Source organism: Streptomyces sp. NPDC001056 (genome assembly GCF_053598955.1).
The window spans coordinates 17,497-39,540 of sequence record NZ_JBSFLI010000011.1 but is presented as its reverse complement, the minus strand read 5'-3'; the positions used below and the strand labels follow the sequence as shown (position 1 = coordinate 39,540).

19 protein-coding genes are annotated in these 22,044 nt (G+C 71.4%); 7 read left to right on the top strand and 12 right to left on the bottom strand.

From position 1 onward, the window contains the following. Positions 1 to 101: 101 nt before the first annotated feature. The 4 genes from ACWDD7_RS15535 to ACWDD7_RS15520 all read right to left on the bottom strand — a co-directional run bounded on the left by ACWDD7_RS15535 (position 102) and on the right by ACWDD7_RS15520 (position 3,639). Positions 102 to 1,082, bottom strand: coding sequence for a carbohydrate kinase family protein (locus ACWDD7_RS15535; protein WP_450457687.1), 981 nt, complete (start codon positions 1,080 to 1,082; stop codon positions 102 to 104). After that, positions 1,067 to 1,975 carry a pseudouridine-5'-phosphate glycosidase gene (locus ACWDD7_RS15530; protein ID WP_392211317.1) on the bottom strand — a complete coding sequence of 303 codons (909 nt, stop codon included), beginning with the start codon at positions 1,973 to 1,975 and terminating at the stop codon, positions 1,067 to 1,069. The genes ACWDD7_RS15535 and ACWDD7_RS15530 overlap by 16 nt, the downstream gene beginning before the upstream one ends. Positions 1,976 to 2,121: 146 nt before the next feature. Next, the gene (locus ACWDD7_RS15525) at positions 2,122 to 2,676 is read right to left on the bottom strand and encodes a methylated-DNA--[protein]-cysteine S-methyltransferase (RefSeq protein ID WP_450457686.1); all 555 of its coding nucleotides are present in this window, start codon (positions 2,674 to 2,676) and stop codon (positions 2,122 to 2,124) included. Between the two features lie 87 nt (positions 2,677 to 2,763). Next, positions 2,764 to 3,639: a glycerophosphodiester phosphodiesterase gene (locus ACWDD7_RS15520; protein ID WP_450457685.1), complete on the bottom strand. Its 876-nt coding sequence runs from the start codon at positions 3,637 to 3,639 to the stop codon at positions 2,764 to 2,766. Between the two features lie 278 nt (positions 3,640 to 3,917). Between ACWDD7_RS15520 and ACWDD7_RS15515 the strand changes: the two genes are divergently transcribed. From ACWDD7_RS15515 to ACWDD7_RS15490, 6 genes are all read left to right on the top strand, one after another. Next, on the top strand, positions 3,918 to 4,793 hold the full coding sequence (locus tag ACWDD7_RS15515) for an MHYT domain-containing protein (RefSeq protein ID WP_450457684.1): 876 nt from the start codon (positions 3,918 to 3,920) through the stop codon (positions 4,791 to 4,793). A 40-nt stretch (positions 4,794 to 4,833) separates the two neighbouring features. Continuing rightward, positions 4,834 to 6,990, top strand: coding sequence for an excinuclease ABC subunit UvrB (gene uvrB, locus ACWDD7_RS15510; protein WP_450457683.1), 2,157 nt, complete (start codon positions 4,834 to 4,836; stop codon positions 6,988 to 6,990). Between the two features lie 156 nt (positions 6,991 to 7,146). Next, entirely contained in the window at positions 7,147 to 7,725 is a 579-nt protein-coding gene (locus tag ACWDD7_RS15505; protein ID WP_392211324.1) for a TerD family protein, read from the top strand. 55 nt (positions 7,726 to 7,780) lie between these two features. Continuing rightward, entirely contained in the window at positions 7,781 to 9,667 is a 1,887-nt protein-coding gene (locus ACWDD7_RS15500) for a TerD family protein (protein WP_450457681.1), read from the top strand. Between the two features lie 223 nt (positions 9,668 to 9,890). Then, a complete protein-coding gene (locus ACWDD7_RS15495; RefSeq protein WP_450457777.1) occupies positions 9,891 to 10,889 on the top strand; it encodes a TerC/Alx family metal homeostasis membrane protein in 999 nt (332 codons plus the stop codon). 181 nt (positions 10,890 to 11,070) lie between these two features. Continuing rightward, a complete protein-coding gene (locus ACWDD7_RS15490) occupies positions 11,071 to 12,171 on the top strand; it encodes a calcium:proton antiporter (protein ID WP_450457680.1) in 1,101 nt (366 codons plus the stop codon). 1 nt (position 12,172) lies between these two features. Here ACWDD7_RS15490 and ACWDD7_RS15485 read toward each other — a convergent pair whose 3' ends face one another. Then, complete coding sequence (locus ACWDD7_RS15485; RefSeq protein ID WP_450457679.1) at positions 12,173 to 13,477, bottom strand: MFS transporter; 1,305 nt, start codon at positions 13,475 to 13,477, stop codon at positions 12,173 to 12,175. Between the two features lie 175 nt (positions 13,478 to 13,652). Between ACWDD7_RS15485 and aroQ the strand changes: the two genes are divergently transcribed. Continuing rightward, the gene (gene aroQ / locus ACWDD7_RS15480) at positions 13,653 to 14,126 is read left to right on the top strand and encodes a type II 3-dehydroquinate dehydratase (protein ID WP_351878221.1); all 474 of its coding nucleotides are present in this window, start codon (positions 13,653 to 13,655) and stop codon (positions 14,124 to 14,126) included. A gap of 45 nt (positions 14,127 to 14,171) precedes the next feature. On the opposite strand, the gene ACWDD7_RS15475 is transcribed toward aroQ, so the two are convergent. The 7 genes from ACWDD7_RS15475 to ACWDD7_RS15445 all read right to left on the bottom strand — a co-directional run bounded on the left by ACWDD7_RS15475 (position 14,172) and on the right by ACWDD7_RS15445 (position 21,994). Beyond that, complete coding sequence (locus ACWDD7_RS15475; protein WP_450457678.1) at positions 14,172 to 14,924, bottom strand: amino acid ABC transporter ATP-binding protein; 753 nt, start codon at positions 14,922 to 14,924, stop codon at positions 14,172 to 14,174. After that, positions 14,921 to 15,832, bottom strand: a complete 912-nt coding sequence (locus tag ACWDD7_RS15470) for an amino acid ABC transporter permease (protein ID WP_450457677.1) — start codon at positions 15,830 to 15,832, stop codon at positions 14,921 to 14,923. Before ACWDD7_RS15470 ends, ACWDD7_RS15475 begins: the two co-directional genes overlap by 4 nt. Next, complete coding sequence (locus ACWDD7_RS15465) at positions 15,829 to 16,713, bottom strand: ABC transporter substrate-binding protein (protein WP_351878230.1); 885 nt, start codon at positions 16,711 to 16,713, stop codon at positions 15,829 to 15,831. Before ACWDD7_RS15465 ends, ACWDD7_RS15470 begins: the two co-directional genes overlap by 4 nt. Positions 16,714 to 16,957: 244 nt before the next feature. Further along, entirely contained in the window at positions 16,958 to 17,497 is a 540-nt protein-coding gene (locus tag ACWDD7_RS15460; RefSeq protein ID WP_450457676.1) for a hypothetical protein, read from the bottom strand. Between the two features lie 555 nt (positions 17,498 to 18,052). Then, positions 18,053 to 20,128, bottom strand: coding sequence for a fibronectin type III domain-containing protein (locus ACWDD7_RS15455; protein ID WP_450457675.1), 2,076 nt, complete (start codon positions 20,126 to 20,128; stop codon positions 18,053 to 18,055). Between the two features lie 232 nt (positions 20,129 to 20,360). Further along, on the bottom strand, positions 20,361 to 21,014 hold the full coding sequence (locus ACWDD7_RS15450) for an MBL fold metallo-hydrolase (protein ID WP_450457674.1): 654 nt from the start codon (positions 21,012 to 21,014) through the stop codon (positions 20,361 to 20,363). A 293-nt stretch (positions 21,015 to 21,307) separates the two neighbouring features. After that, on the bottom strand, positions 21,308 to 21,994 hold the full coding sequence (locus ACWDD7_RS15445) for a maleylpyruvate isomerase family mycothiol-dependent enzyme (RefSeq protein WP_351878242.1): 687 nt from the start codon (positions 21,992 to 21,994) through the stop codon (positions 21,308 to 21,310). Positions 21,995 to 22,044: the final 50 nt, after the last annotated feature.

Below are 22,044 nucleotides of genomic sequence, written 5' to 3'. Positions count from 1 at the left end.
GAGGCATGGCGTGAGACTTGTTCGGCACGGCGTGACACCCCGCCGTGAGGCGTCATCCTCGCGCGCGGCCGCCACCGGTGCCAGCCCGCCCGACACCCTTCTCACACGCCACCTTTCTCACACGCCCCGCCCGACGCCCTCCTCGGCCGCCCCGCCCCGCCCCGGTGCGGCGGCCGGCCGCCGACCCGGCCCACCGCCCGCGCGCCCGCCGAGCAGCCCCGCGCCGCCGCCTCCGCCGCGTCCGCGCCCGCGAGGAGGGCGGCGAGGAAGGCGCCGGTGAAGGCGTCACCGGCGCCCGTGGTGTCCCGCGCGGTCGCCGGCACCGCGGGGACCCTGACCGGCGCGTCCCCGGCACGGGTCACCAGCGCCCCGTCCGTCCCCGCCTTGGTCACCACCAGCGGGACCACACGGCCCAACTCGGCCGCCGCGTCCACCGGTTCCGCCAGCCCCGTCAGCAGACACGCCTCGTCCCGGCTGGGCAGCAGCACGTCCAGCCCCTCGGCGAAGGCGAGGAACTGTTCGACCCCCAGCTCCGCCAGAAAGCCGGCCGACGCCGGATCCATGCTGACCGGCACGCCCCGCGCGCGTGCGGCCCTGAGCGCGGTCCCCGCGAGCGCCCGGCTCGACTCCTTGAACAGCAGATAACCCGACAGATGCAGCCAGGCGACCCCGTCCAGCAACGCGTCCGACCAGTCGGCGGGCTCCAGCCGTAACGACGCCCCGCTGTCCGTGAGGAACGTGCGTTCGGCCGCCGCGCCCGCGTCGACCAGGCACACCACCGTCCCGGTCGCCGCCCGCGGGTCGGTCACCAGCAGCGGCCGTACCCCGGCCGCGACCAGCTCCCGTTCGTGCCACTCCGCCGCGTCCGTGCCCACCCGGCCGAGCAGTCGTACGTCCGGACAGCCCGAATGGGCCGCCCAGCAGGCCACGTTGGCGCCCGCGCCGCCCGGCAGCATCCGGATCACCGCGGCGGTGTCGGTGCCGGTCGCGAGCGGCCCCCGGTGCCGGGCGACCACGTCCGTGACCACGTCCCCGACGACCAGCAGCGCCTCCTTGCGGCCCCTGGTCACCCCCGCGCCCACGCCGTGGCGATCCGCGCCCCCAGCCGCACATTGCCGCGCACCGCCGCCAGGTTGGCGCGCAGCGACGCGCCGTCCGTGTGCCGCACGAGGTAGTCCAGCAGGAACGGGGTCACCGCCTGACCGGTGACACCCTGCTCCGCACAGGCGGCGAGCGCCTCGCCGAGCACGCGCGCGTGCAGCTCGGGGTCGAGCTGTTCCGCCTCCGGCACCGGATTGGCGACGATCAGCGCCGAGTCCGCCGCGCCCAGCGCGTCCTGGGCCCGCATCACCTCCGCGACCTCCTCGGGCCCGCGCAGCGTCCAGTCGACCGGATGCCCCGAGTCCGAGAGGTAGAAGCCGGGGAACCGGTCGGTGCCGTACCCGGCGACCGCCACACCGAGCGTCTCCAGGCGCTGCAGGGTCGCCGGCACGTCCAGGATCGACTTCACGCCCGCGCACACCACCGTGATCCCGGTCCGGGCCAGCAGCCCCAGGTCGGCCGACTCGTCCTGGGTCACCGTCCACTCCCGGTGCACTCCGCCCAGCCCGCCGGTGGCGAAGACCCGGATGCCCGCGAGCGCGGCCAGCCGCGCGGTCGCCGACACCGTGGTCGCCCCGCTCGCCCGCGCCGCCATGGCGAGCGGCAGGTCGCGGTGGCCCAGTTTGCGGATGCCGCCGTCATTGGCGACCCGCTCCAGCTGCGCCTTGTCCAGGCCGATCAGCGGGCGACCGTCGAGCACCGCGACGGTCGCCGGCACCGCGCCCTCGCCGCGTACCGCCTCCTCCAGCTCCAGGGCCACCCGCAGATTGCGCGGGCGGGGCAGACCATGGGCGATGATCGTGGACTCCAGGGCCACCACCGGCCGCCGTGCCCCGATCGCCTCCCGGACCTCTTCCGACACCACCAGCACCATGTGCCCGCCTCCTGTCCGCCGGTCCCTGCCGGTATCTCTGGCGGGCACCGACCACGGCCAAACGCCCAGGGGCCCGGCACCGCGTGCGAGACGGCCGTACCTGGCCGAACGGCGACCGGCCCTGGCCGGATAGGACGGGCGGCCAGTCAGAACAGCGGCTCGGGAAGCACCCCTTCCAGCGCGAGCAGCTGTCGCTTGGTCTCCAGTCCGCCCCCGAAACCCCCGATCCCGCCGTCACGCTCGACCACCCGATGGCACGGCACGACCACCGGCAGCGGATTGGCGCCCATCGCCGCGCCGACCGCCTGGGCCCCGCCGGGCTGCCCGACCCGGCCGGCGAGATCGCCGTACCCCACGACGCTGCCGTACGGCACACCGGCGGCCAGCTCACGCAGCACCTGCCGGTTGAACCCGGAGATCAGCGACCAGTCCAGCGGCAGCTCGAAGTCCTGGCGCTCGCCCGCGAAGTACGCCCGCAGCTGACGTATCGCCTCGGCCAGCACCGGCGCCTGCGGATCCGCCACGGGCGCGCCGCCGAACCGGGCCGCAAGCCGCTCCAGCGCCCGCTCGCGCACCGCCCCGGTGGCGTGGAAGACCACGTTGACCAGTCCGTTCCTGGTCGCCGCCAGCATCAGCGGGCCGATGCCGGTCTCGACGACGGCCCACACCACCCGCTGCTCGTCCTGCCCATGGCTGTCCATGCGCCCACCGTACGACCTCCCACCGACAACGCCCGCCGACCCGGTCTCGGCCCGCGTATCCAGCCCGTCACCCGGCCGGTGCCCGGCTCATTTCGTGTCCAGCGCCGCCCGCACCACGTCCGCCTTGCTGCTGATGATCCCGTCGACGCCGTACCCGGCGACCTTGCGGGCGGTCGCCTTGTCGTCCACCGTCCAGACGTCCACCCCGAGCGGCCGGCCGTGCGGCCCGCGGACGCCGTGCACCGCCGACACGTACGACTTCGAGAGCGATCCGTACGACGGATTGATCAGGTCGGCGAACCGCGCGTACCGCTTCAGCTGCGAGACGGGGGGCGCGCCGAGGTAGGCCGTGGCCAGCGCGGGCTTCAGCTCGTGGACGGTCCGCACGCTGTCCGCGCTGAAGCTCTGCACGACGAGCCGCTTCAGATGGCCGCGGTCCAGCCAGCCCTCGTTGCCGAGGACCTTGAGGATCTGCTGCTCGATGCCCGGGTACAGCTCCGGGTTCTTGACCTCCAGGAGCAGGCTCTCGTGGTTGTGCTCGACGCGGCGCATGTACTGCTCCAGCGTCGGCACGCGCGTGCCCGCGAACGCGGGGGAGAACCAGCTGCCCGCGTCCAGCCGGGCGATCTCGGCGGCGGTGAAGTCCTTCACCTTCCACGGCGCCCGGCCGGGGAAGACCTTCTCGGCGTTGGTGGTGCGCTTCAGACTGTCGTCGTGGATGACGACCAGTTCGCCGTCCTTGGTGCGCTGGACGTCGTTCTCGACCCAGGTGGAGCCCAGTCGCCCGGCCTCGTCGATCGAGGGCAGCGTGTTCTCGGGAGCGTGGGCGGGGGCGCCCCGGTGGGCGATCACCAGGGGTGGCCGGACGCCCGCCTTGGCGTCGGAGGTGAGGCTCACCAGGGCCACCGCGGACAGGACCGCCAGGACCACGGCGGCCAGAGCGGCGGCCAGGCGCGCGTGCATGCGTACTCCTCGCGTCGAACGGAAACCGACAGCACCAGACTGACAGCAGAGCGGCAACGGTACGCGGCCGCATGGAGGCCACATATCCCGGTAAGACGCGTCCGGGTGCTCACCGGTGGCCCACAACTGGGGCAAGGCCGTGTTTCTTTGCCGGAAAGTCGTTCGACCATTCCGGTGGCAGTCATACTCTCAGCGACACCCCCGGCCGCCCGACGCGGTGCTGGGACGGCGCGGACTTTCAGGGTTTCCAGGACACAGAGGGCGAAGGGCAGCCGCGGATGCAGGGCACGGTCGACGGTTTCGGCTACGGGGCCGTCACCCCGTTGGTGGCCTATCTGATGGCCTGCCTCGGCGGCGCCCTCGGGCTGCGCTGCATCACCCGGTCCTTGCTGGTCACGCACTCAAGGCGGCCCGCCTGGCTGGCGCTCGGCACCGCCGCGCTCGGCTGCGGCACCTGGACCATGCACTTCGTCGCGATGATGGGCTTCAGCATCGCGCGGACACCGGTGCGCTACGACGAGTCGATCACCTACGCGAGCCTCGGGCTCGCCGTCCTCATGGTCGGCATAGGAGTCTTCATCGTCGGCTACCGGGGCGCCACCGGGGGACCGCTCTTCACCGGCGGCACCATCACCGGGCTGGGCGTCGCCTCGATGCACTACCTCGGTATGGCAGGCATGCGGTTCCACGGACGGTTCGCCTACAGCACACCCACCGTCGTCGTCTCCGTCGCCGTAGCGGTCGCCGCCGCCACCGCCGCCCTGTGGGCCGCCGGACGCGCCCGCGGCCTGCTGCCGAGCGTGGGCGCGAGCCTCCTCATGGGCCTCGCGGTCAGCGGCATGCACTACACCGCCATGGCCGCGCTCAGCGTCCACCTCGACGGCACCGCCGAGACGAGCGCCGACACACCGGACGCGTCCGCCCTCGTGCCCATGCTGCTCGGCCCGCTCGTCCTCCTGGTCCTCGCGGGCGTCGTGGTGATCCTCGACCCGATGCTGGTCCTGCGCCACCCCGGCCGGGCGGTCGCCCTGCCCGCACCGGGCGTCCCGGCCGCCCTCGCCCCCCGCACCGGCTCCCGTACCGACCCCCACCAGCACCACCACCCCGACCGGAGGCCCGTGCGGCGGGGCCCCCGCACCCCGCAGAACCGCTGACCGGGACCCGTTGTCAGTGGGGGGTCGTACGGTTGATGGCATGCGGCCCGTTTCCCACATCGAACGCACGGTGGCGCCCATCGAGGTCGTCAGTCCCTACCAGCCCAGCGGCGACCAGCCGACGGCCATCGCCGACCTGGCCAAGCGCATCAAGGCCGGCGAGAAGGACGTCGTCCTGCTGGGCGCGACCGGCACCGGCAAGTCCGCCACCACCGCGTGGATGATCGAGAAGCTCCAGCGCCCCACCCTCGTGATGGCGCCGAACAAGACGCTGGCCGCCCAGCTGGCCAACGAGTTCCGCGAGCTCCTGCCGAACAACGCGGTCGAATACTTCGTCTCGTACTACGACTACTACCAGCCCGAGGCCTACGTCCCGCAGTCGGACACGTACATCGAGAAGGACTCCTCGATCAACGAGGAGGTCGAGCGCCTGCGCCACTCGGCGACCAACTCGCTGCTCACCCGTCGTGACGTCGTCGTGGTCGCCTCGGTGTCCTGCATCTACGGCCTCGGTACCCCGCAGGAGTACGTGGACCGCATGGTCCCCCTCAGAGTCGGCGACGAGATCGACCGGGACGAGCTGCTGCGCCGCTTCGTCGACATCCAGTACACGCGCAACGACCTGGCCTTCACCCGCGGCACCTTCCGCGTCCGCGGCGACACCATCGAGATCTTCCCGGTCTACGAGGAGCTCGCCGTCCGCATCGAGATGTTCGGTGACGAGATCGAGGCCCTGTCCACGCTCCACCCGCTGACCGGCGAGATCATCAGCGAAGACCAGCAGCTGTACGTCTTCCCGGCCTCCCACTACGTCGCCGGCCCCGAACGCATGGAGCGGGCCGTCAACGACATCGAGAAGGAGCTGGGCGAGCGCCTGGCCGAGCTGGAGAAGCAGGGCAAGCTCCTGGAGGCCCAGCGGCTGCGCATGCGCACCACGTACGACATCGAGATGCTCCGCCAGATCGGCACCTGCTCGGGCGTGGAGAACTACTCGATGCACTTCGACGGCCGCTCGCCCGGCTCCCCGCCCAACACCCTGCTCGACTACTTCCCGGACGACTTCCTGCTCGTCATCGACGAGTCGCACGTCACCGTCCCGCAGATCGGCGCGATGTACGAGGGCGACGCCTCCCGCAAGCGCACCCTCGTGGAGCACGGCTTCCGTCTGCCCTCCGCCCTGGACAACCGCCCCCTGAAGTGGGAGGAGTTCCAGGAGCGCATCGGGCAGACCGTCTACCTGTCCGCGACCCCGGGCGCCTACGAGCTGTCGCGCTCCGACGGCGTCGTGGAGCAGATCATCCGCCCGACCGGTCTCGTCGACCCCGAGGTCGTGGTCAAGCCCACCGAGGGCCAGATCGACGACCTGGTGCACGAGATCCGCAAGCGCACCGACAAGGACGAGCGCGTCCTGGTCACCACGCTCACCAAGAAGATGGCCGAGGACCTCACCGACTACTTCCTGGAACTGGGCATCCAGGTGCGCTACCTGCACAGCGACGTCGACACCCTGCGCCGGGTGGAGCTGCTGCGCGAACTGCGCGCCGGCGAGTACGACGTCCTGGTCGGCATCAACCTGCTGCGTGAGGGCCTCGACCTGCCCGAGGTCTCCCTGGTGGCGATCCTCGACGCCGACAAGGAGGGCTTCCTGCGCTCCGGCACCTCGCTGATCCAGACCATCGGCCGCGCGGCGCGCAATGTCTCCGGCCAGGTCCACATGTACGCCGACAAGATCACCCCGGCCATGGAGCGGGCCATCGACGAGACCAACCGCCGTCGGGAGAAGCAGGTCGCCTACAACAAGGCCAACGGCATCGACCCGCAGCCGCTGCGCAAGAAGATCAACGACATCGTCGCGCAGATCGCCCGTGAGGAGGTCGACACCGAGCAACTCCTCGGCAGCGGCTACCGCAAGTCGAAGGACGGCAAGGGCGCCAAGGCCCCCGTTCCGGCACTGAGCGACAAGGCGGCCAAGGGCGCCAGGGCCGGCAAGGCGGCCAAGTCCGCGAAGGGCAAGGCCGCGGCCACGGTGCCCACGGACCGCCCGGCGGCCGAACTCGCCGAGCAGATCGAGGAGATGACCGAGCGGATGCGCGCCGCCGCCGCGGAGCTGCAGTTCGAGATCGCGGCCCGGCTGCGCGACGAGGTCTCCGAGATGAAGAAGGAGCTGCGCCAGATGCGGGAGGCGGGCCTCGCCTGACCCGGGACATGCCGCCGGACCTCGGCATATGCGCCGAGTGTTGCAACACCGACACAAAGCGCGGGCCGGGGTGCGGCGGCGTCGGTGCCCCTGCGTAGGGTTCTGATCAGCCGTGCGGTGTGCGGCAACAGGGGACCTTCGAGAGGGGATTCAGCCGTGTCCGTCAACTTGACCAAGGGTCAGGCCATCAGCCTGGAGAAGAACGACGGGGGCACCCTCACCGCGGTCCGCATGGGACTGGGCTGGCAGGCGGCGAAGCGGCGCGGCCTGTTCGGCTCGCGCACCAAGGAGATCGACCTGGACGCGTCCGCGGTGCTCTTCGCCGAGAAGCAGCCGGTCGACGTCGTCTTCTTCCGTCACCTGGTGAGCGACGACGGCTCGGTGCGCCACACCGGCGACAACCTGGTGGGCGGTGTCGGCCAGGGCGGCGACGACGAGGCGATCCTCGTGGACCTCCAGCGCGTCCCGGTCCACATCGACCAGATCGTCTTCACCGTGAACTCCTTCACCGGCCAGACCTTCCAGGAGGTGGAGAACGCGTTCTGCCGCCTGGTGGACGAGACCAACGGCCAGGAACTCGCCCGCTACACGCTCGCCGGCGGCGGCGAGTACACCGCCCAGATCATGGCCAAGGTGCATCGCGCGGGCTCGGGCTGGACGATGACCGCCCTCGGCACCCCCGCCAACGGGCGCACCTTCCAGGACCTGATGCCGGCGATCCTGCCGCACCTGTAGACGCCGGGGTCGGCGGGCGGGGCGCAGACGACCACACGACACGGGGGCGACGGGGATGACGGCCGAGCTGGTGCGGGGGCAGAACCACCCGCTGTCCCAGGTCAGGCTGGAGATCCGGATCTCGGTCGGCGTCCCGGTCCTGGCCGGCGCCACGCTCGGTGACGAGAACGGCACGGTGCACGGCCCCCAGTGGGTCGTCCACCCCGGCGCACCCGCGCTCCCCGGTGTCGAGGTCGCCCGGCAGGCCGCCGCCGGACACCGCCTGACCGTCGACCTGTCCGCCGTGCCCGAGGCCGTCCACCGTGTCGACGTCTTCCTCGCCCTGCCCACCGGAAGCACAGGCCCGTCGCGCTTCGGCGCCGTCCCCGCCCCGCGCACCACGGTGCACGGTCCCGACGGCACCGAACTCGCCCGTTACACCATCACGGGCCTGGACACGGAGGCGGCCGTGATCGCCCTGGAGCTGTACCGCAGACAGGGCGCCTGGAAGATACGCGCGATGGGCCAGGGGTACGCCGACGGCCTCCCGGCCCTCCTCGCGGACCAGGGGCTGCGCGGGGCCGACGCATTCGCCGTCGTCCAGGGGGCTGCGATCCCCGGCCCTGGCCCCACGGCCTCGAACGACCACGACGCACACCGCGCGCACGAGGCGGGCCGGAACCCCTACGACACCGAGGCCCCCGGGGCCGCGCCCGCCCTCGGCAGCCCGGTCGACTACACCCACCCCGGTCGCCCCCGGCACACCGCACCGTCCCCGCCCGCTCCGCCCGCGACCGGCGCCGCGGCCGCCCCGCCCGCCGACGGGCAGCCCGCCCCGCCGGTCGCGGGCGACGCCGTGGGCTGGTCGATGGAGGAGCGGCTCTACAACCAGGTCTGGGGCATGTTCGAGGACCTGGCGCGTGCCACGGCCGCGTACCGCAGCGCCGTCGACTTCGCCGACGCCCGCCTGGAGAAGGAACTCGACCAGGCCCTCGCCGACCCGCGGGCCCGGCTCGGCGGCGGGAACGCGGCCGCGCGCGAGGCGGCCCGGTCCCGCCGGGACCGGTTGGCCGACCAGGCACGCGCCGTCCTCGACCGCGACCTCGCCCGGCTCATCGCGGAGTCCGAGGTGGTCGAGCCCGCGCTCCCGCCCGCCTACGCCCGCTGGGACAACCCCGTCTGGCACGGCTACCGCGTGCCCGCCGAGCCGCCGACGGCGCTGCGCCTCGGCGATCTGCACCTGCCCGAGAGCCTGCCGTTGCGCATCCCCCTGCTGGTCGGACTGCCGCTGGAGCACGGTCTGTGGATCGACAGCGGAGCGACGGCCATGACCCAGGGGCCCTTCGTGGACACGGTCGCGCTTCGGCAGTCGGCCATGGAGGCGGCGGTGGCACTCGCGGCGCGGCTGCTCGCCGTCCACCCGGCGGGGGAGTTCGCCGTGCGGGTCCTCGATCCGGCCGGCGCGGGGGCCCGCGCGCTGTGGCCACTGACCGGCGCCGGAGTGCTCGCGGCGCCGCCCGCGACCGGGGCGGCGGGCGTCGCGCAGGTGCTGGAGCGGCTCACCCGGCGGGTCGACCTGATGCAGATGGCGGTGCGCGGCGGCGCGGCAGGGGCGCTGCCGGACGATGTGGAGGCCGCTCAGCAACTACTGATCGTCAACGACTTCCCGCACGGCTTCGACGACCGGGCCGTCACCCGGCTGCGCTACCTGGCGGACGAGGGTCCGGCTGTCGGTGTCCACCTTCTGCTGGTGGCGGACCGTGCGGACGCCGTCGGCTACGGTCCGCTGCTGGACCCGCTGTGGCGCTCGCTGATGCGGCTCACCCCCGTTCCCGACGAGTACGTCGCCGACCCCTGGGTGGGCCATGCCTGGACGTACGAGCCCGCGCTCCCGCCGACCGGCGGCCGGATCCTGGAACAGGTGCTCGGCGAGGTGGCCGCAGCCCGGACCAAGTACAAGTAAAGCGAGTTGACCTGGGGATTTGAACTTTCCTTTGCGTTTCTCTTTACCAATACTTGGTGATTGGGGTATCGTCTTTCGGGCGGAGGGGAGTACTCCCTGACTGCGGCGCACCCGTCAGTACGGACCGGTTCCGGTCCCGGGGCGTCGGCCCCCGTGCGGGTGGAAGAGACCTCCGGCATGACAACGCGTATGTGCTTGCCGTTCCTTGATGCCGGAGGTTGCCGTGGAAGTCTCGATGACCCTGTGGGTCCTGACCGTCGTGGGCCTGGCCGCCCTGATCGGAATCGACTTCCTCGTCGGGCGCAAGCCCCATGAGGTGTCGATCAGAGAAGCGGGCGTCTGGACCGTCGTCTGGATCGTCCTGGCCGGGCTCTTCGGCCTCGGCCTCCTCGCCCTCGGCGGCGGACAGCCGGCCGGCGAGTTCTTCGCGGGATACATCACCGAGAAGTCGCTGAGCGTCGACAACCTCTTCGTCTTCGTGCTGATCATGGCGAAGTTCGCGGTCCCCGCCCTGTACCAACGGCGCGTCCTGCTCGTCGGCGTCCTCATAGCCCTGGTGCTGCGATCGGTGTTCATCGCCGCCGGAACCGCCATCGTCGCCAGCTTCTCCTGGGTGTTCTACCTCTTCGGCGCCTTCCTGATATGGACCGCCTGGAAGCTCGTCCAGGAGGCTCGCGGCGACGACCGGGACGAGGAGGAGTTCGAGGAGAGCAGGCTGCTGAAGGCCGCGGAGCGCAGGTTCGGCGTGGCCGACCGGTACCACGGCACCAAGCTGTGGATCCGGCAGAACGGCAAGCGGATCATGACCCCCATGCTGGTCGTGATGCTCGCCATCGGCACCACCGACATCCTGTTCGCCCTGGACTCGATCCCCGCGATCTTCGGCCTGACCCAGGACCCGTACATCGTCTTCACCGCCAACGCCTTCGCGCTGATGGGCCTGCGCCAGCTCTACTTCCTCCTCGGCGGCCTGCTGAAGAAGCTGGTCCACCTCTCGTACGGCCTGTCGGTCATCCTCGGCTTCATCGGCGTGAAGCTGGTGCTGCACGCACTGCACGAGTCGGGCGTCCCGGCCCCGGAGATCAGCATCCCCGTGTCGCTCGGCGTGATTTGCGCGGTCCTGGTCGTCACCACGGTCACCAGCCTCATGGCCTCCAGGAAGCAGGCGGTCAGGGCGGAGGTCGACGCCGAGGGCGCCGAGAAGGACCCCGTGGACGCCTGATCCCATGGCTCGTCAAGAGCCGTCGTCTGCGGAGGCTCCGCTGCTCGCGGCGGAGCCTCCGGCGGAGACGATCGGACACGCGGGGCCCGGCCCGGTCGGCGCCGGGGCCCGCGGAGAAAGGGACGGAAGTATCCGAAACGAACGGAATGCGAACCATCTGGCATTCTGGGACGATCGCGGCATGATCACTTGGCTGCGATCGCTCGCCCGGCGATGGACGATCCCCGTGCCGGTGCTCGCGATCGTCCTGCTGATCCTCACCTGGCACCGGGCCATGCCCGGCCCGGTCATCGCCCTGGTGACGGTGGTGCTCGCCGGGTCCGTGCTCGCGGCGGTGCACCATGCCGAGGTGGTCGCCCACCGCGTGGGCGAGCCCTTCGGCTCCCTGGTGCTGGCCATCGCCGTCACGATCATCGAGGTGGCACTGATCGTCACGCTGATGGCCGACGGCGGCGACAAGAGCTCCACCCTGGCCAGGGACACCGTCTTCGCGGCCGTGATGATCGCCTGCAACGGCATCCTCGGCATCTGCCTGCTCGTCGCCTCGCTGCGGCACGGCACCGCGGTCTTCAACCCCGAGGGCTCCGGCGCCGCCCTCGCGACGGTGGCGACGCTGGCCACGCTGAGCCTGGTGCTGCCGACCTTCACCACCAGCAAGCCCGGACCGCAGTTCTCCGCGTTCCAGTTGACGTTCGCGGCGCTGTCCTCGCTGATCCTCTACGGCCTGTTCGTGACCACCCAGACGGTGCGGCACCGGGACTACTTCCTGCCCGTCACCCGGCAGGGCGAGGTCATCAGCCGCGAGGACCACGCCAGCCCTCCCTCCAGGCGTATCGCGCTGATCAGCCTCGGCATGCTCGGTCTGGCGCTGGTCGGCGTGGTCGGCCTGGCCAAGGGCGTGTCACCCGCGATCGAGGCGGGCGTGGCGGCGGTGGGCCTGCGCCAGGCCGTCGTCGGTGTGATCATCGCCCTGCTCGTGCTGCTCCCCGAGACCATCGCCGGGCTGCGCGCCGCGCGCCGGGACCGCGTGCAGACCAGCCTCAACCTCGCGCTCGGCTCGGCGATGGCCAGCATCGGACTGACCATCCCGGCCGTCGCGCTCGCCTCCCTCTGGCTGCCGGGACCGCTCGTCCTCGGCCTGGACCCCGTCTATATGCTGCTGCTCGCGCTGACCGTGGTGGTCGCCTCCCTGACCGTGGTGCCGGGGCGGGCCACGCCCTTGCAGGGCGGTGTCCATCTCGTGCTGTTCGCGGCCTATCTGGAACTGGCGATCAGCCCCTAGGTCAGCCGGTGGCCGGCTCCACCGCGGCCACGGGTGCTGGACGCGTCTCCGGCAGCAGTGCGAAGCACCCCAGGCTGAGCAGTGCCATGCCGGTCAGATAACCGCCCACGCCCCAGGGGACGCGCCCGCCGCCCTGCGCGAGCGTCGTGGCCACGATCGGGGTGAGCGCGCCGCCGAGGACCCCTCCGAGGTTGTATCCCACCGCGGCGCCCGTGCAGCGCACCCGGGCCTCGAACAGCTCCGGCAGATAGGCGGAGATCACCGCGAACATGGTGACGAAGGCGAGCAGCGCGCCAAGGATGGCGAGGAACATCAGCAGCGGCTCGCCGGTCGCCAGCAGCGAGACCATGGGCAGCATCCACAGCGCGCAGGCCGCGCATCCGGTCATGCACAGCGGTCGGCGCCCGTAGCGGTCGCCGAGCAGTGCCGCGGCGGGGATGAGCGGGGCCTGCACGACCACCGCGGCCATGACACAGGTCAGCATGACCGTACGGCTCACCCCGAGCCGGTCGGTCGCGAACGACAGCGACCAGGTGGTGACCGCGTAGAACACCGCGTACCCGACGGACAGCCCTCCCGCGATCAGCAGCACCAGCCGCCCGTGGTGCCGTACGACCTCCGTGAAGGGCACGCGCGCGTGGTCGTCGATCTCCAGGAAGTGGGGGCTCTCCGCGAGGGAGGCGCGCAGCCACAGACCCGCCAGCGCGGGTGCGGCCGCCGCCCAGAACGGCACCCGCCAGCCCCACTGCGCGAACTGCGTGTCGGACAGCCCGGCCGACAGCGCCAGCATCACCCCGTTGGCGAGCACGAAGCCGATCGCTGGACCCACCTGGGGAAAACTCGACCACAGGGCGCGCCGCCCGGCGGGCGCGTGCTCGACGGTCAGCAGTACGGCCCCGCCCCACTCGCCGCCGAGTCCGAGGCCCTGGAGGAACCGCAGCACCAGCAGCAGCACGGGTGCGGCCACGCCGATCGAGGCGTAGGAGGGCACACAGCCCACCGCGACCGTCGAGGCGCCGGTGAGCAGCAGCGAGGCGACCAGCACCGGCCGCCGCCCACGCCGGTCCCCGAGGTGGCCGAACAGCACCGAGCCCAGCGGCCGGGCCACGAAACCCACGCCGAACGTCGCGAACGCCGCCAGCGTCCCGGCGACCGACGAGAACGAGGGGAAGAACAGCGGTCCCAGGACCAGCGCAGCCGCGGTCCCGTAGGCGAAGAAGTCGTAGAACTCGATCGCGGTACCGGCGAGGGAGGCGGCGGCGAGGCGCGGCAGAGAGACGCTGGTGACAGCGCGTACGTCGTGCATGGTGCGTCAACTACCCACCGTGATCACGGGTTACGGGGGCGTGCGGAGGTGACCGGCTGACCGCAGCGCGCGCCCGGGGCGAGCGGGACACGGGGCCGGGGCGCACGCCGGGGCCGTGATAGACCGGGTGCGAGCGGCGCTCGTGGACGCACCGCCCTGAACGACCGGAGGAACCGTGCCCCGCACCCTGGCCAACGCCCCGATCATGATCCTCAACGGGCCCAACCTGAACCTGCTGGGCCAGCGCCAGCCCGAGATCTACGGCCGGGAGACCCTTGCCGACGTCGAGGCGCTGTGTGCCAGGACGGCGGCCGCGCACGGCGGCACGGTCGACCTCCGGCAGTCCAACCACGAGGGCGAACTGGTCGACTGGATCCACGAGGCACGGCTGAACCACTGCGGGATCGTCATCAACCCCGGTGCCTACTCCCACACGTCGGTGGCGATCCTGGACGCGCTCAACACCTGCGACGGCATGCCCGTCCTTGAGGTGCACATCTCCAACATCCACCAGCGCGAGGCGTTCCGGCACCACTCGTACGTCTCCCTGCGCGCCGACGGCGTGATCGCGGGCTGCGGTGTGCAGGGCTACGCGTTCGGCGTCGAGCGCGTCGTGGCGCTGCTGGGCGCGGCACAGGCCGACGCGTAGCCCGCGCGGCGCGCAGACAGCCCTGCAGGGTCCCTGCAAGTGGCCCTACAGACGGCCGGCTTCGACGATCCGCCGCAGGAAGCGCCGGGTGCGTTCCTGCCGCGGATCGCCGAACACCTCCTCGGCGGTGCCGCGTTCGAGGACGACCCCGCCGTCCAGGAAGCACACCTGGTCGGCGACGTCCCGCGCGAAGCCCATCTCATGGGTGGCCAGCACCATGGTCATGCCCTCGTCCTTCAGACCCCGGACCACCTCCAGTACCTCGCCCACCAGCTCGGGGTCGAGCGCGGCCGTGATCTCGTCCAGGAGCAGCAGCCGGGGCCGTACGGCGAGGGCCCGTACGATCGCCACCCGCTGCTGCTGGCCGCCGCTGAGCCGGTCCGGGTAGGCGTCCGCCTTGCCGGCGAGCCCGAGGCGCTCCAGCAGCCCCCTGGCCCGCTCCTCGGCCTCCGCGCGGGAGACGCCGTGCACCCGGCGCGGGGCGAGCGTGATGTTGTCCAGCACGGTCATGTGCGGGAAGAGGTTGTACGCCTGGAAGACCACGCCGATCCGGCGCCGTACCGCGTCCTGGTCGGCCCGGGGATCGGTGACCTCCTCACCGTCCAGCCAGATCGCGCCGTCGTCGATCTCCTCCAGGAGGTTGGCGCACCGCAGCAGCGTCGACTTGCCGGACCCGGAGGCGCCGATCAGCGCGGTCACCGTGTGCGGGGCGACCTCCAGGTCGACGTCCCGCAGCACCACCGAGCCGCCGAAGGTCTTGCGCACCGACTCCATGCGCAGCACGGGCGTGTCGCTCATAGGGGTCCCCCCTGTTCCCGCCGCCGGTCCAGCCGGGCCGTCACCCAGTCCGTGAGGCGGGTCATCGGAATGGTCAGCGCCACGAACACGAGGCCCGCCACGATGTACGGCGTGTAGTTCAGGCTGCGGCCCACGATGATGTCGGCCGCCCGCACGGCGTCCACCGCGCCCCCGATCGACACCAGACCGGTGTCCTTCTGCAGCGAAACCAGGTCGTTGAGCAGCGGCGGCACCTGCCGGCGCACCGCCTGGGGCAGCACCACGTAGCGCAGGGCCTGGCGGTTGGTCAGGCCCAGCGAGCGGGCCGCCGCGCGCTGCGAGGGGTGGACGGACTCGATGCCGGCCCGGAACACCTCGGCGACGTACGCGGAGTACGTCAGTGTCAGCGCCGTACCGCCGAGCAGCACCGGATCGACCGTCACGCCCTGCAGCCGCAGCGCGGGCACGCCCAGGACCACGATCATCAGATTGATGATCAGCGGCAGCCCGCGGAAGAAGTCGGTGTACGCCGCAGCCAGGACACGCAGCGGGAAGAACACCGGGCCGCGCAGGGTCCGCGCGACGGCGATCAGCATGCCGAGGACCAGGACGGCGACGCCGCAGACCGCCAGCAGGCGGACGTTCAGCCACAGTCCTTCGAGGACCTTGGGCAGCGCCTCGCGCGCGTACCGGGCGCTGAAGAACGTCTCCTTGGTGCGCGGCCAGCCCGGTGCCTCGACCACGACCAGGTAGAGCAGGGCGGCGGTGACCAGGGTGGACAGTGCCGCGACGGCCGTGGCGCGACGGGCCCGCGCCCGCTTGTGGCGCTCGCGCGCAAGACGCCGCTCGGAGGGCACATAATCGTCGCCGGGGATGCCGTCCTCGTCGTCGGCCCCTTCCCGGGCGGACTCGCCCTTGGTGACGGTCACTTGAGTACCGGGGCACCGACGGCTTCGGACAGCCACTGCCGGTCCAGGCGTGCCAGCGTGCCGTCCTTGCGCAGGGCGTCGACGGCGCCGCTCACGCACGGGGTCAGCGTGCTGCCCTTGTCGAGCACGAGGCCGAACTGCTCAGGAGTACCGCCCTGGTTCTCGAACTGTCCGACGATCTTCGCGTTCGTCACCTCGGCCGAGGTGATGTAGAAGGCGGTCGGCAGGTCGGTGACGATGGCGTCGACCTGGCCGTTCTTCAGGGCGGACTTGGCCTGGTCGTTCTTCGCGTAGACGGCGGGGTCCTGCTTCGGTCTCACCACGTCGGTGATGTAGTCGAGGCTCGTGGTGCCCACCTGGGCGCCCAGTTTGAGGTCGCGCAGGTCGGCGATGCTCGTCGCCTCGGCCGCCTTCCCGCCCTTGAGCGCGATGACGGCCTGACGCACGTCGTAGTAGCCGGAGGAGAAGTCGACGGCCTTTTTGCGTTCGGCGCTGATCGAAACCTGGTTGATGTCGAAGTCGAAGGTCTTCACGCCGGGCGCGAACGCCTTGTTGAAGGGCACGCTCTGCCAGACCACCGCGTCCTTGTCGTACCCGAGCTGCTCGGCCACGGCGTAGGCGACGGCCGATTCGAAGCCCTTGCCGCTTGCGGGCCTGTCGTCCTTGAACCACGGCTCGTAGGCGGGTTCGTCCGTCGCGATGGTCAGCTTCCCGGACGTCTTGGTGGCCAGCTTGCCCTTGGCGCAGCTCGTGCCGGCCGAACCGGGCGCGGTGGCCGACGACTTCGCCTCCGGCTGCGGGGCACAGCCGACAGCGGTGGCGAGCAGGGCGAGGGTGGCGGCCGCTACCGCGCGGCGCACTGTGCGAGGGGCGAGGGGCATGGCGGGAGAGTGGCAGCGAACTCGCCCTTTGTCGAGGTCACGACCAGCTTTGTCCGCATAGTGGGAGCGGGTGTTGCGGCCGCGTGAACGCGTGGCCCGCGGCGGGGCCCCGGCGTCGCCGTACAGGCCCCCGAGCGGGCCGAGACGCGTCCGCCGTCCCCGGCGTCCGCCGGCCTTCCCGATACCGCCGCGGACTTCTGGGTTGACGCGACGAACGCCGTGCCCGTCTTCCTTCGTGTCTCGGTCAGGGGCCGGCCTCGGCTGTCGAGTCGGGCACAGTGTCCGCCACCGTCCCTGGAACGTTCTGCTCCTGCGCGATGCTTCTCGCGTTCTCTTCTTCCACGCGCTGGTCGCGGAGCGTTTCAAGAAGGCGGACGATCTCGTCGGCGCTCAGTCCTTCGACGCCCAGAACTTCACCGTCCTGGCCGAAGGTGACTTTCTTGCCGCTGTTGCGCTCGAAGAACACCTTGAGCACAGCAGCAACCCCGCCGATGCCCCCGGCCGCCCCAAGCATCGTGACCGTCGTCCCGATGAGCGTCGAGTAGTCGACACCAGAACCCGCGGAGTAATTGCTGACTCCTAGGCTTGTCGACAAGCCTTCTTGGCCGGCACAGCTCGCCAGTTGGCCGCCCAGATCACCGTGTCCCATCCGGAAGGCGACTACGGTGACCGGGACGCGCTCGCCGTCCCCGGTCCGCGGCGGATGGTCGCTGAGCCACCCGTCCGGATGCCTCCACACGAACTTGATGTCGACGTGTAACGGCATCCTGGCCCCAGCACTCACGCTTCCTCCTTGCGCTCGCTCTGCCTGCACATGTCGTATGGCATGGTCCCCGCTGTCCGCCCATTCCCGCAGCCGGTCGGCCCTGCACCATCCGCTTGCTGGTGACCACCATGCCCCGACGCCGGGCCTCGGCCGGACCAGTCCTGGCGCAAGGGACGGATTGCCGTGGCCGTCCTGGTCACACCGCATGGCCCGCCCGTACCTGACCGGCGGAGCACCACACGCTGAGGCGCCGCGCGCCGACCCCCACGTCTTCGGGCACCCGTGCCTCCGCTGCTGGCGCCTCCAGCCGCGCGGTCGCGGCTCATGGGCCCGCGGCCGGCTCCGCCCTGTACGCCGCCCTCCAGCTGCCGCGCGAGTGTCACACCACCGGCACGCCGCCCGTCCCCGACACCACGGCGGCGGTGACCACCCGAGCGCGGCCGTCGTGCCCGTTGCGAGAAGGGCCGGCTCCCGGGCCCACCCATGCCCACCAGCGAGGCAGCCATGGCCGACCCCACCACCGACTACCCGAGCACCCACCCCCGGGACCTCGCCCGTAAGGTCGCCCTCTGGCTAGTCCACCGAGGCGATCGCCGTCTCGCGGGCGGGCGTCTCCGTGCCGTCGGCGAGGGTGGCGGTCACGCGGTAGTACGTGGTCGTCCCCTTGGGCATGGTGGTGTCCGCGTACGACCAGCTGGTGCTGTCACCACGCGTCTGGACGTCAACCTTGTCGAAGACGTGGGTCCCCCGGTTCCAGCGATAGACGGTGAAGCCGGTCACCTTGCTGCCGTTGGCGCCCGTGTCGCTGCCCAGCCACCAGCGGACCGAGCCGTACACGTCGCCGTTGAGGTGGCCGAGCGGATTGTCGCCCACGGCCGGGTCGGCGTCGACGCCGGGGCGCAGGTCCAGCTCGGTGACGTCCCGGACGGAGGCGCCGGTCTCGGGGGTGAGCTGGTTGCCGTACTGGTCGACGGCGACGACGCTGTAGCGGACCTGCTCGCCATCGGCGACCGTACGGTCGAGGTGGTGGGTCTCCGTGAACTCCTCGGGCCTGAGGGTCCAGGCGTCGATGAGCGGCTTGTAGACCCACTCGCCGTCGACGAGGGTGCCCCGCATGATGCGGTAGTGGTCGAGACCGGGGTCGTCACTGGCGTCCCAGCTCAGCGAGACGCCGTTCTCCCGGGCGTTGGCGGTCAGACCCGTCACGGGGGGCGGCGGGGTGCCGTTTCCTGCGACGGCGACCGGCATCTCGACAGAGGGGGTGCCCCCGTTCCCCGCGCCGTCCACAGCCACGACCGAGTAGTAGTACGTGGCGCCCGGCGGCGGGGCCGCCTCCGTGAAGGAGGTGCCCTGGATGCCCTTGGCGACCTCCACGACCGTGCGCCCGCTCTCCGTACGCGGCTTGTCGTAGCGCACGACCGTGTACCCGGCGAAGTCCTCGCTGGTGGCCTCCGACTTGTCCCAGGTCAGCGTGACCCCGCGCTCGTCCTCGACCGCCGTCGCGTTGTACGCGGTGTTCACGGGTCCCGTCCTGTCCCGCGTGTAGAACTCCGCCGTGCCGGAAGCCGCCGACTCGTTGCCGTGCGTGTCGACCGCCGTGACGACGTAGTAGTACGTGTCCCCGGTCTGCGGCAGCGGCTGCTCGTACCAGGCGCCGCTGAGCGGCTTGTCGCCGTTCAGCCGGTTCGCCGCGGTGAGCGCGACCGGCCGGCCGGTGGTGGAGCGGTACACGTTGTACCCGGCGAGGTCCGCCTCGGTGTTCCCGTACCAGGAGAGGCGGACCTTCTCGGAGTAGTCGGGCTTCCAGGCGTACTCGACCCCCTTCGGCGCCGCGGGAGCGCTCTCGTCGACGGTGGTGACGGACTTGTCCGCCGTACCCGCGGACTCGTTGCCCGCCTTGTCGTAGGCGCGGACCTCGTAGTAGTAGACCGCGCCGTTCCTCGGCAGCGTGGTGTCCGTGTACGAGGTGGAGGCCGTCGTGGCCAGCGGCTTGGTGCCGTACGAGGTGCCCTGGAGCCGGCGGTACACGCGGTAGCCCGCGAGGTCCATCTCCTTGTCGGCCGTCCAGCTGAAGCCGGCCCGGTACGAGGAGTCGTACGTGAGGGAGGTGCCGGTGGGCACGAGGGGCTTGACCGTGTCGACGGTGGCGGACGTGCGGGGCAGGTAGTCCGCCTTGACGTTCGCGGCGCCCGTCCAGTTGACGAAGTCGAAGCGGAGGGTGTGCGTCCCGGACGGGACGGTGATGTTGACGGTCTTCGTCTGGGTCGTCGAGACGTTCTTCCAGATGTCGACCTTGCGCGTGCCGTCGAGGTAGACGCGCAGGCCGTCGCGGGTCGCGACGGGGATCGAGAACGGGCCGCCGGAGCCGAAGTCCCGGGTGACCGTCCAGCGCACGCCGAAGTAGTCGCCGGGCAACCCGGCGGCGGGGGCGCCGGTGCCCCAGTCCTGATCGATCTTCGAATCGCAGTCCGTCTTCTTCGGAGTGCCGGAGAAGGTCGTGTTCGCGTAGAACTGCCGTTTGAAGACGGGCGACTTACAGGTCACGGTCGCCGTGGCGGCTTTGGCGGCGGACGTGCACGTGAGCAGGGTTCCGGTCGTCGCGAGAACGGTGGTCGCGGCGAGGACGGACGCACGAGTGGCTCGGTTCATGCCTTCCTTCGGTCTGGGTGGCGGCGGGAAGACGCCGTCTTCCGCCGCCACCCAGACCTTCAGAAGGGGTGGGAGGTTGTGCGGGTTTCGAGTGTGGTGTCCCTCACATGCAGCGTGGGGGCCCATTCGCCGGGGCTCCGGCCTGCACACCGGCGGAGGAGTCCAGGGCGCGCCATCTGCTCAAGCCGGCGCGGTCGGCGACCGCCCCGTTTCCTGCCGAAGCGGGGCGCGGTTACCAGCCTCGTGCGCGCCACTCCGCGAGATGGGGCCGCTCCTCGCCGAGTGTGGTGTCGTTGCCGTGGCCGGGGTAGATCCAGGTCTCGTCCGGCAGGACGTCGAACAGCTTGGTCTCCAGGCCGCCCATCAGGGAGTCGAACTCTTCCGGACGTGTTGTCCGACCAGGACCGCCCGGGAAGAGGCAGTCGCCGGTGAAGACGTGCGGATGGCCGTGCGGGTCGTCGTAGACCAGCGCGATGGAGCCCGGGGTGTGCCCGACGAGGTGGCGCGCGGTGAGTTCCACCTGACCCACCCGGATGACGTCGCCGTCGTCCACGAGCACCTCGGTGGCCACCGGGATGCCGGGAGCGTCCTCGCGGCCGGCGTACGTGCGCGCGCCGGTCGCGGCCACGACCTCGGCGAGTCCCTGCCAGTGGTCGCCGTGCCGGTGGGTGGTGACGACGGACGCGATGCCGTCGTCACCGATCATCCCCAGGAGTGTCCGCGGCTCGTTCGCGGCGTCGATCAGGAGCTGCTCGTCGGTGGCCCGGCACCGCAGCAGATAGGCGTTGTTGTCCATCGGCCCGACCGCGATCTTCGTGATCATCAGGTCCTTGAGCTCATGCACATCCGCCGGTCCGCCGACCTTGACCTCGCCCGTGTACGTCATGGTGATCAGCCTATTCCGTTCGCGAGGGAAGCGACGCCCCGCTGACACATCCGGTCCGAGCCGCGACCGCCGCGCCTCACTCGCTGTGCAGCACCTCCGCCACACCGTCCTCACCGGACGGCGGTGAGCCGTGTGCCGTCTCGGCGGAGCAGCGGGCCGGAGGAGCCCCTCCGCCGACCGCCCGCCCTGCGGAAGCCGTGCCCGACGCGGGTGCGGTGACGACGGCGAGCACCTCCGTCAGGAGCCCTTCGCCCGGCACCGGCACCCGCTTCGTCGCGCCGAGCGCCCGAAACCTACAGCGGCGGCAGCTTCGGCAGTACGTCGCCGTCCGTCGTCAGGGCGGAGCCGTCGCGGCGGCCGGCGAGCCAGCCGACCAGATCGGCAGGTGTTCCGGAGACGGTGACCTCGGGTTCGGCCGCGGCCCTTCCGGTGGTCCACGTGTGCGTGCCGTCCGTGACGCGGGTCGCGGGGACGTCGGCGTTGCCGGAGAAGCGCCGGATCAGGAAGTCGGTCTCCCGCTCCAGGAACTCCGCCGGGAGGTCCTCCAGGTCGTACCCGATCCCGAGGTCCACATGGTGCAGCTCCACCTCGGCCCACCGGCGCAACAGCACCCCGGCCGCGTCGTCGGTGACCCCGTTGCGCAGTTCCACCGTGCGCGTCCAGTCCGCGGGCGCGTCCCCCGTCGCCCGGAACCGGTCCGCGGTCTCCCGCAGGTCGGCGAGCTGGACGTCCAGGGAGCGTGCGGCTCCGTTCTCGATGTCGGCGTCCCGCGCCTCGGCGCTCGTGTACATGGGACGGCCCTCAAGGGCGTTCACGAGCGCGTCCGCGTTGCGGGCGAGGTGGGCGAGGACATGGCCGCGGCTCCAGCCGGGAAGCCGTGACGGCTCGGCGAGTGAGGCGTTGTCCAGTCGTGCGACCGCGTGGAGCAGCCGTTCGGTCGCGCCATGTACACAGGCCAGGTCATGAGCGTGATCAATCATGGGCCCGACCCTAGCCGTGCCACACGTTCGGGTGAAGTCGGCGAAGCTCG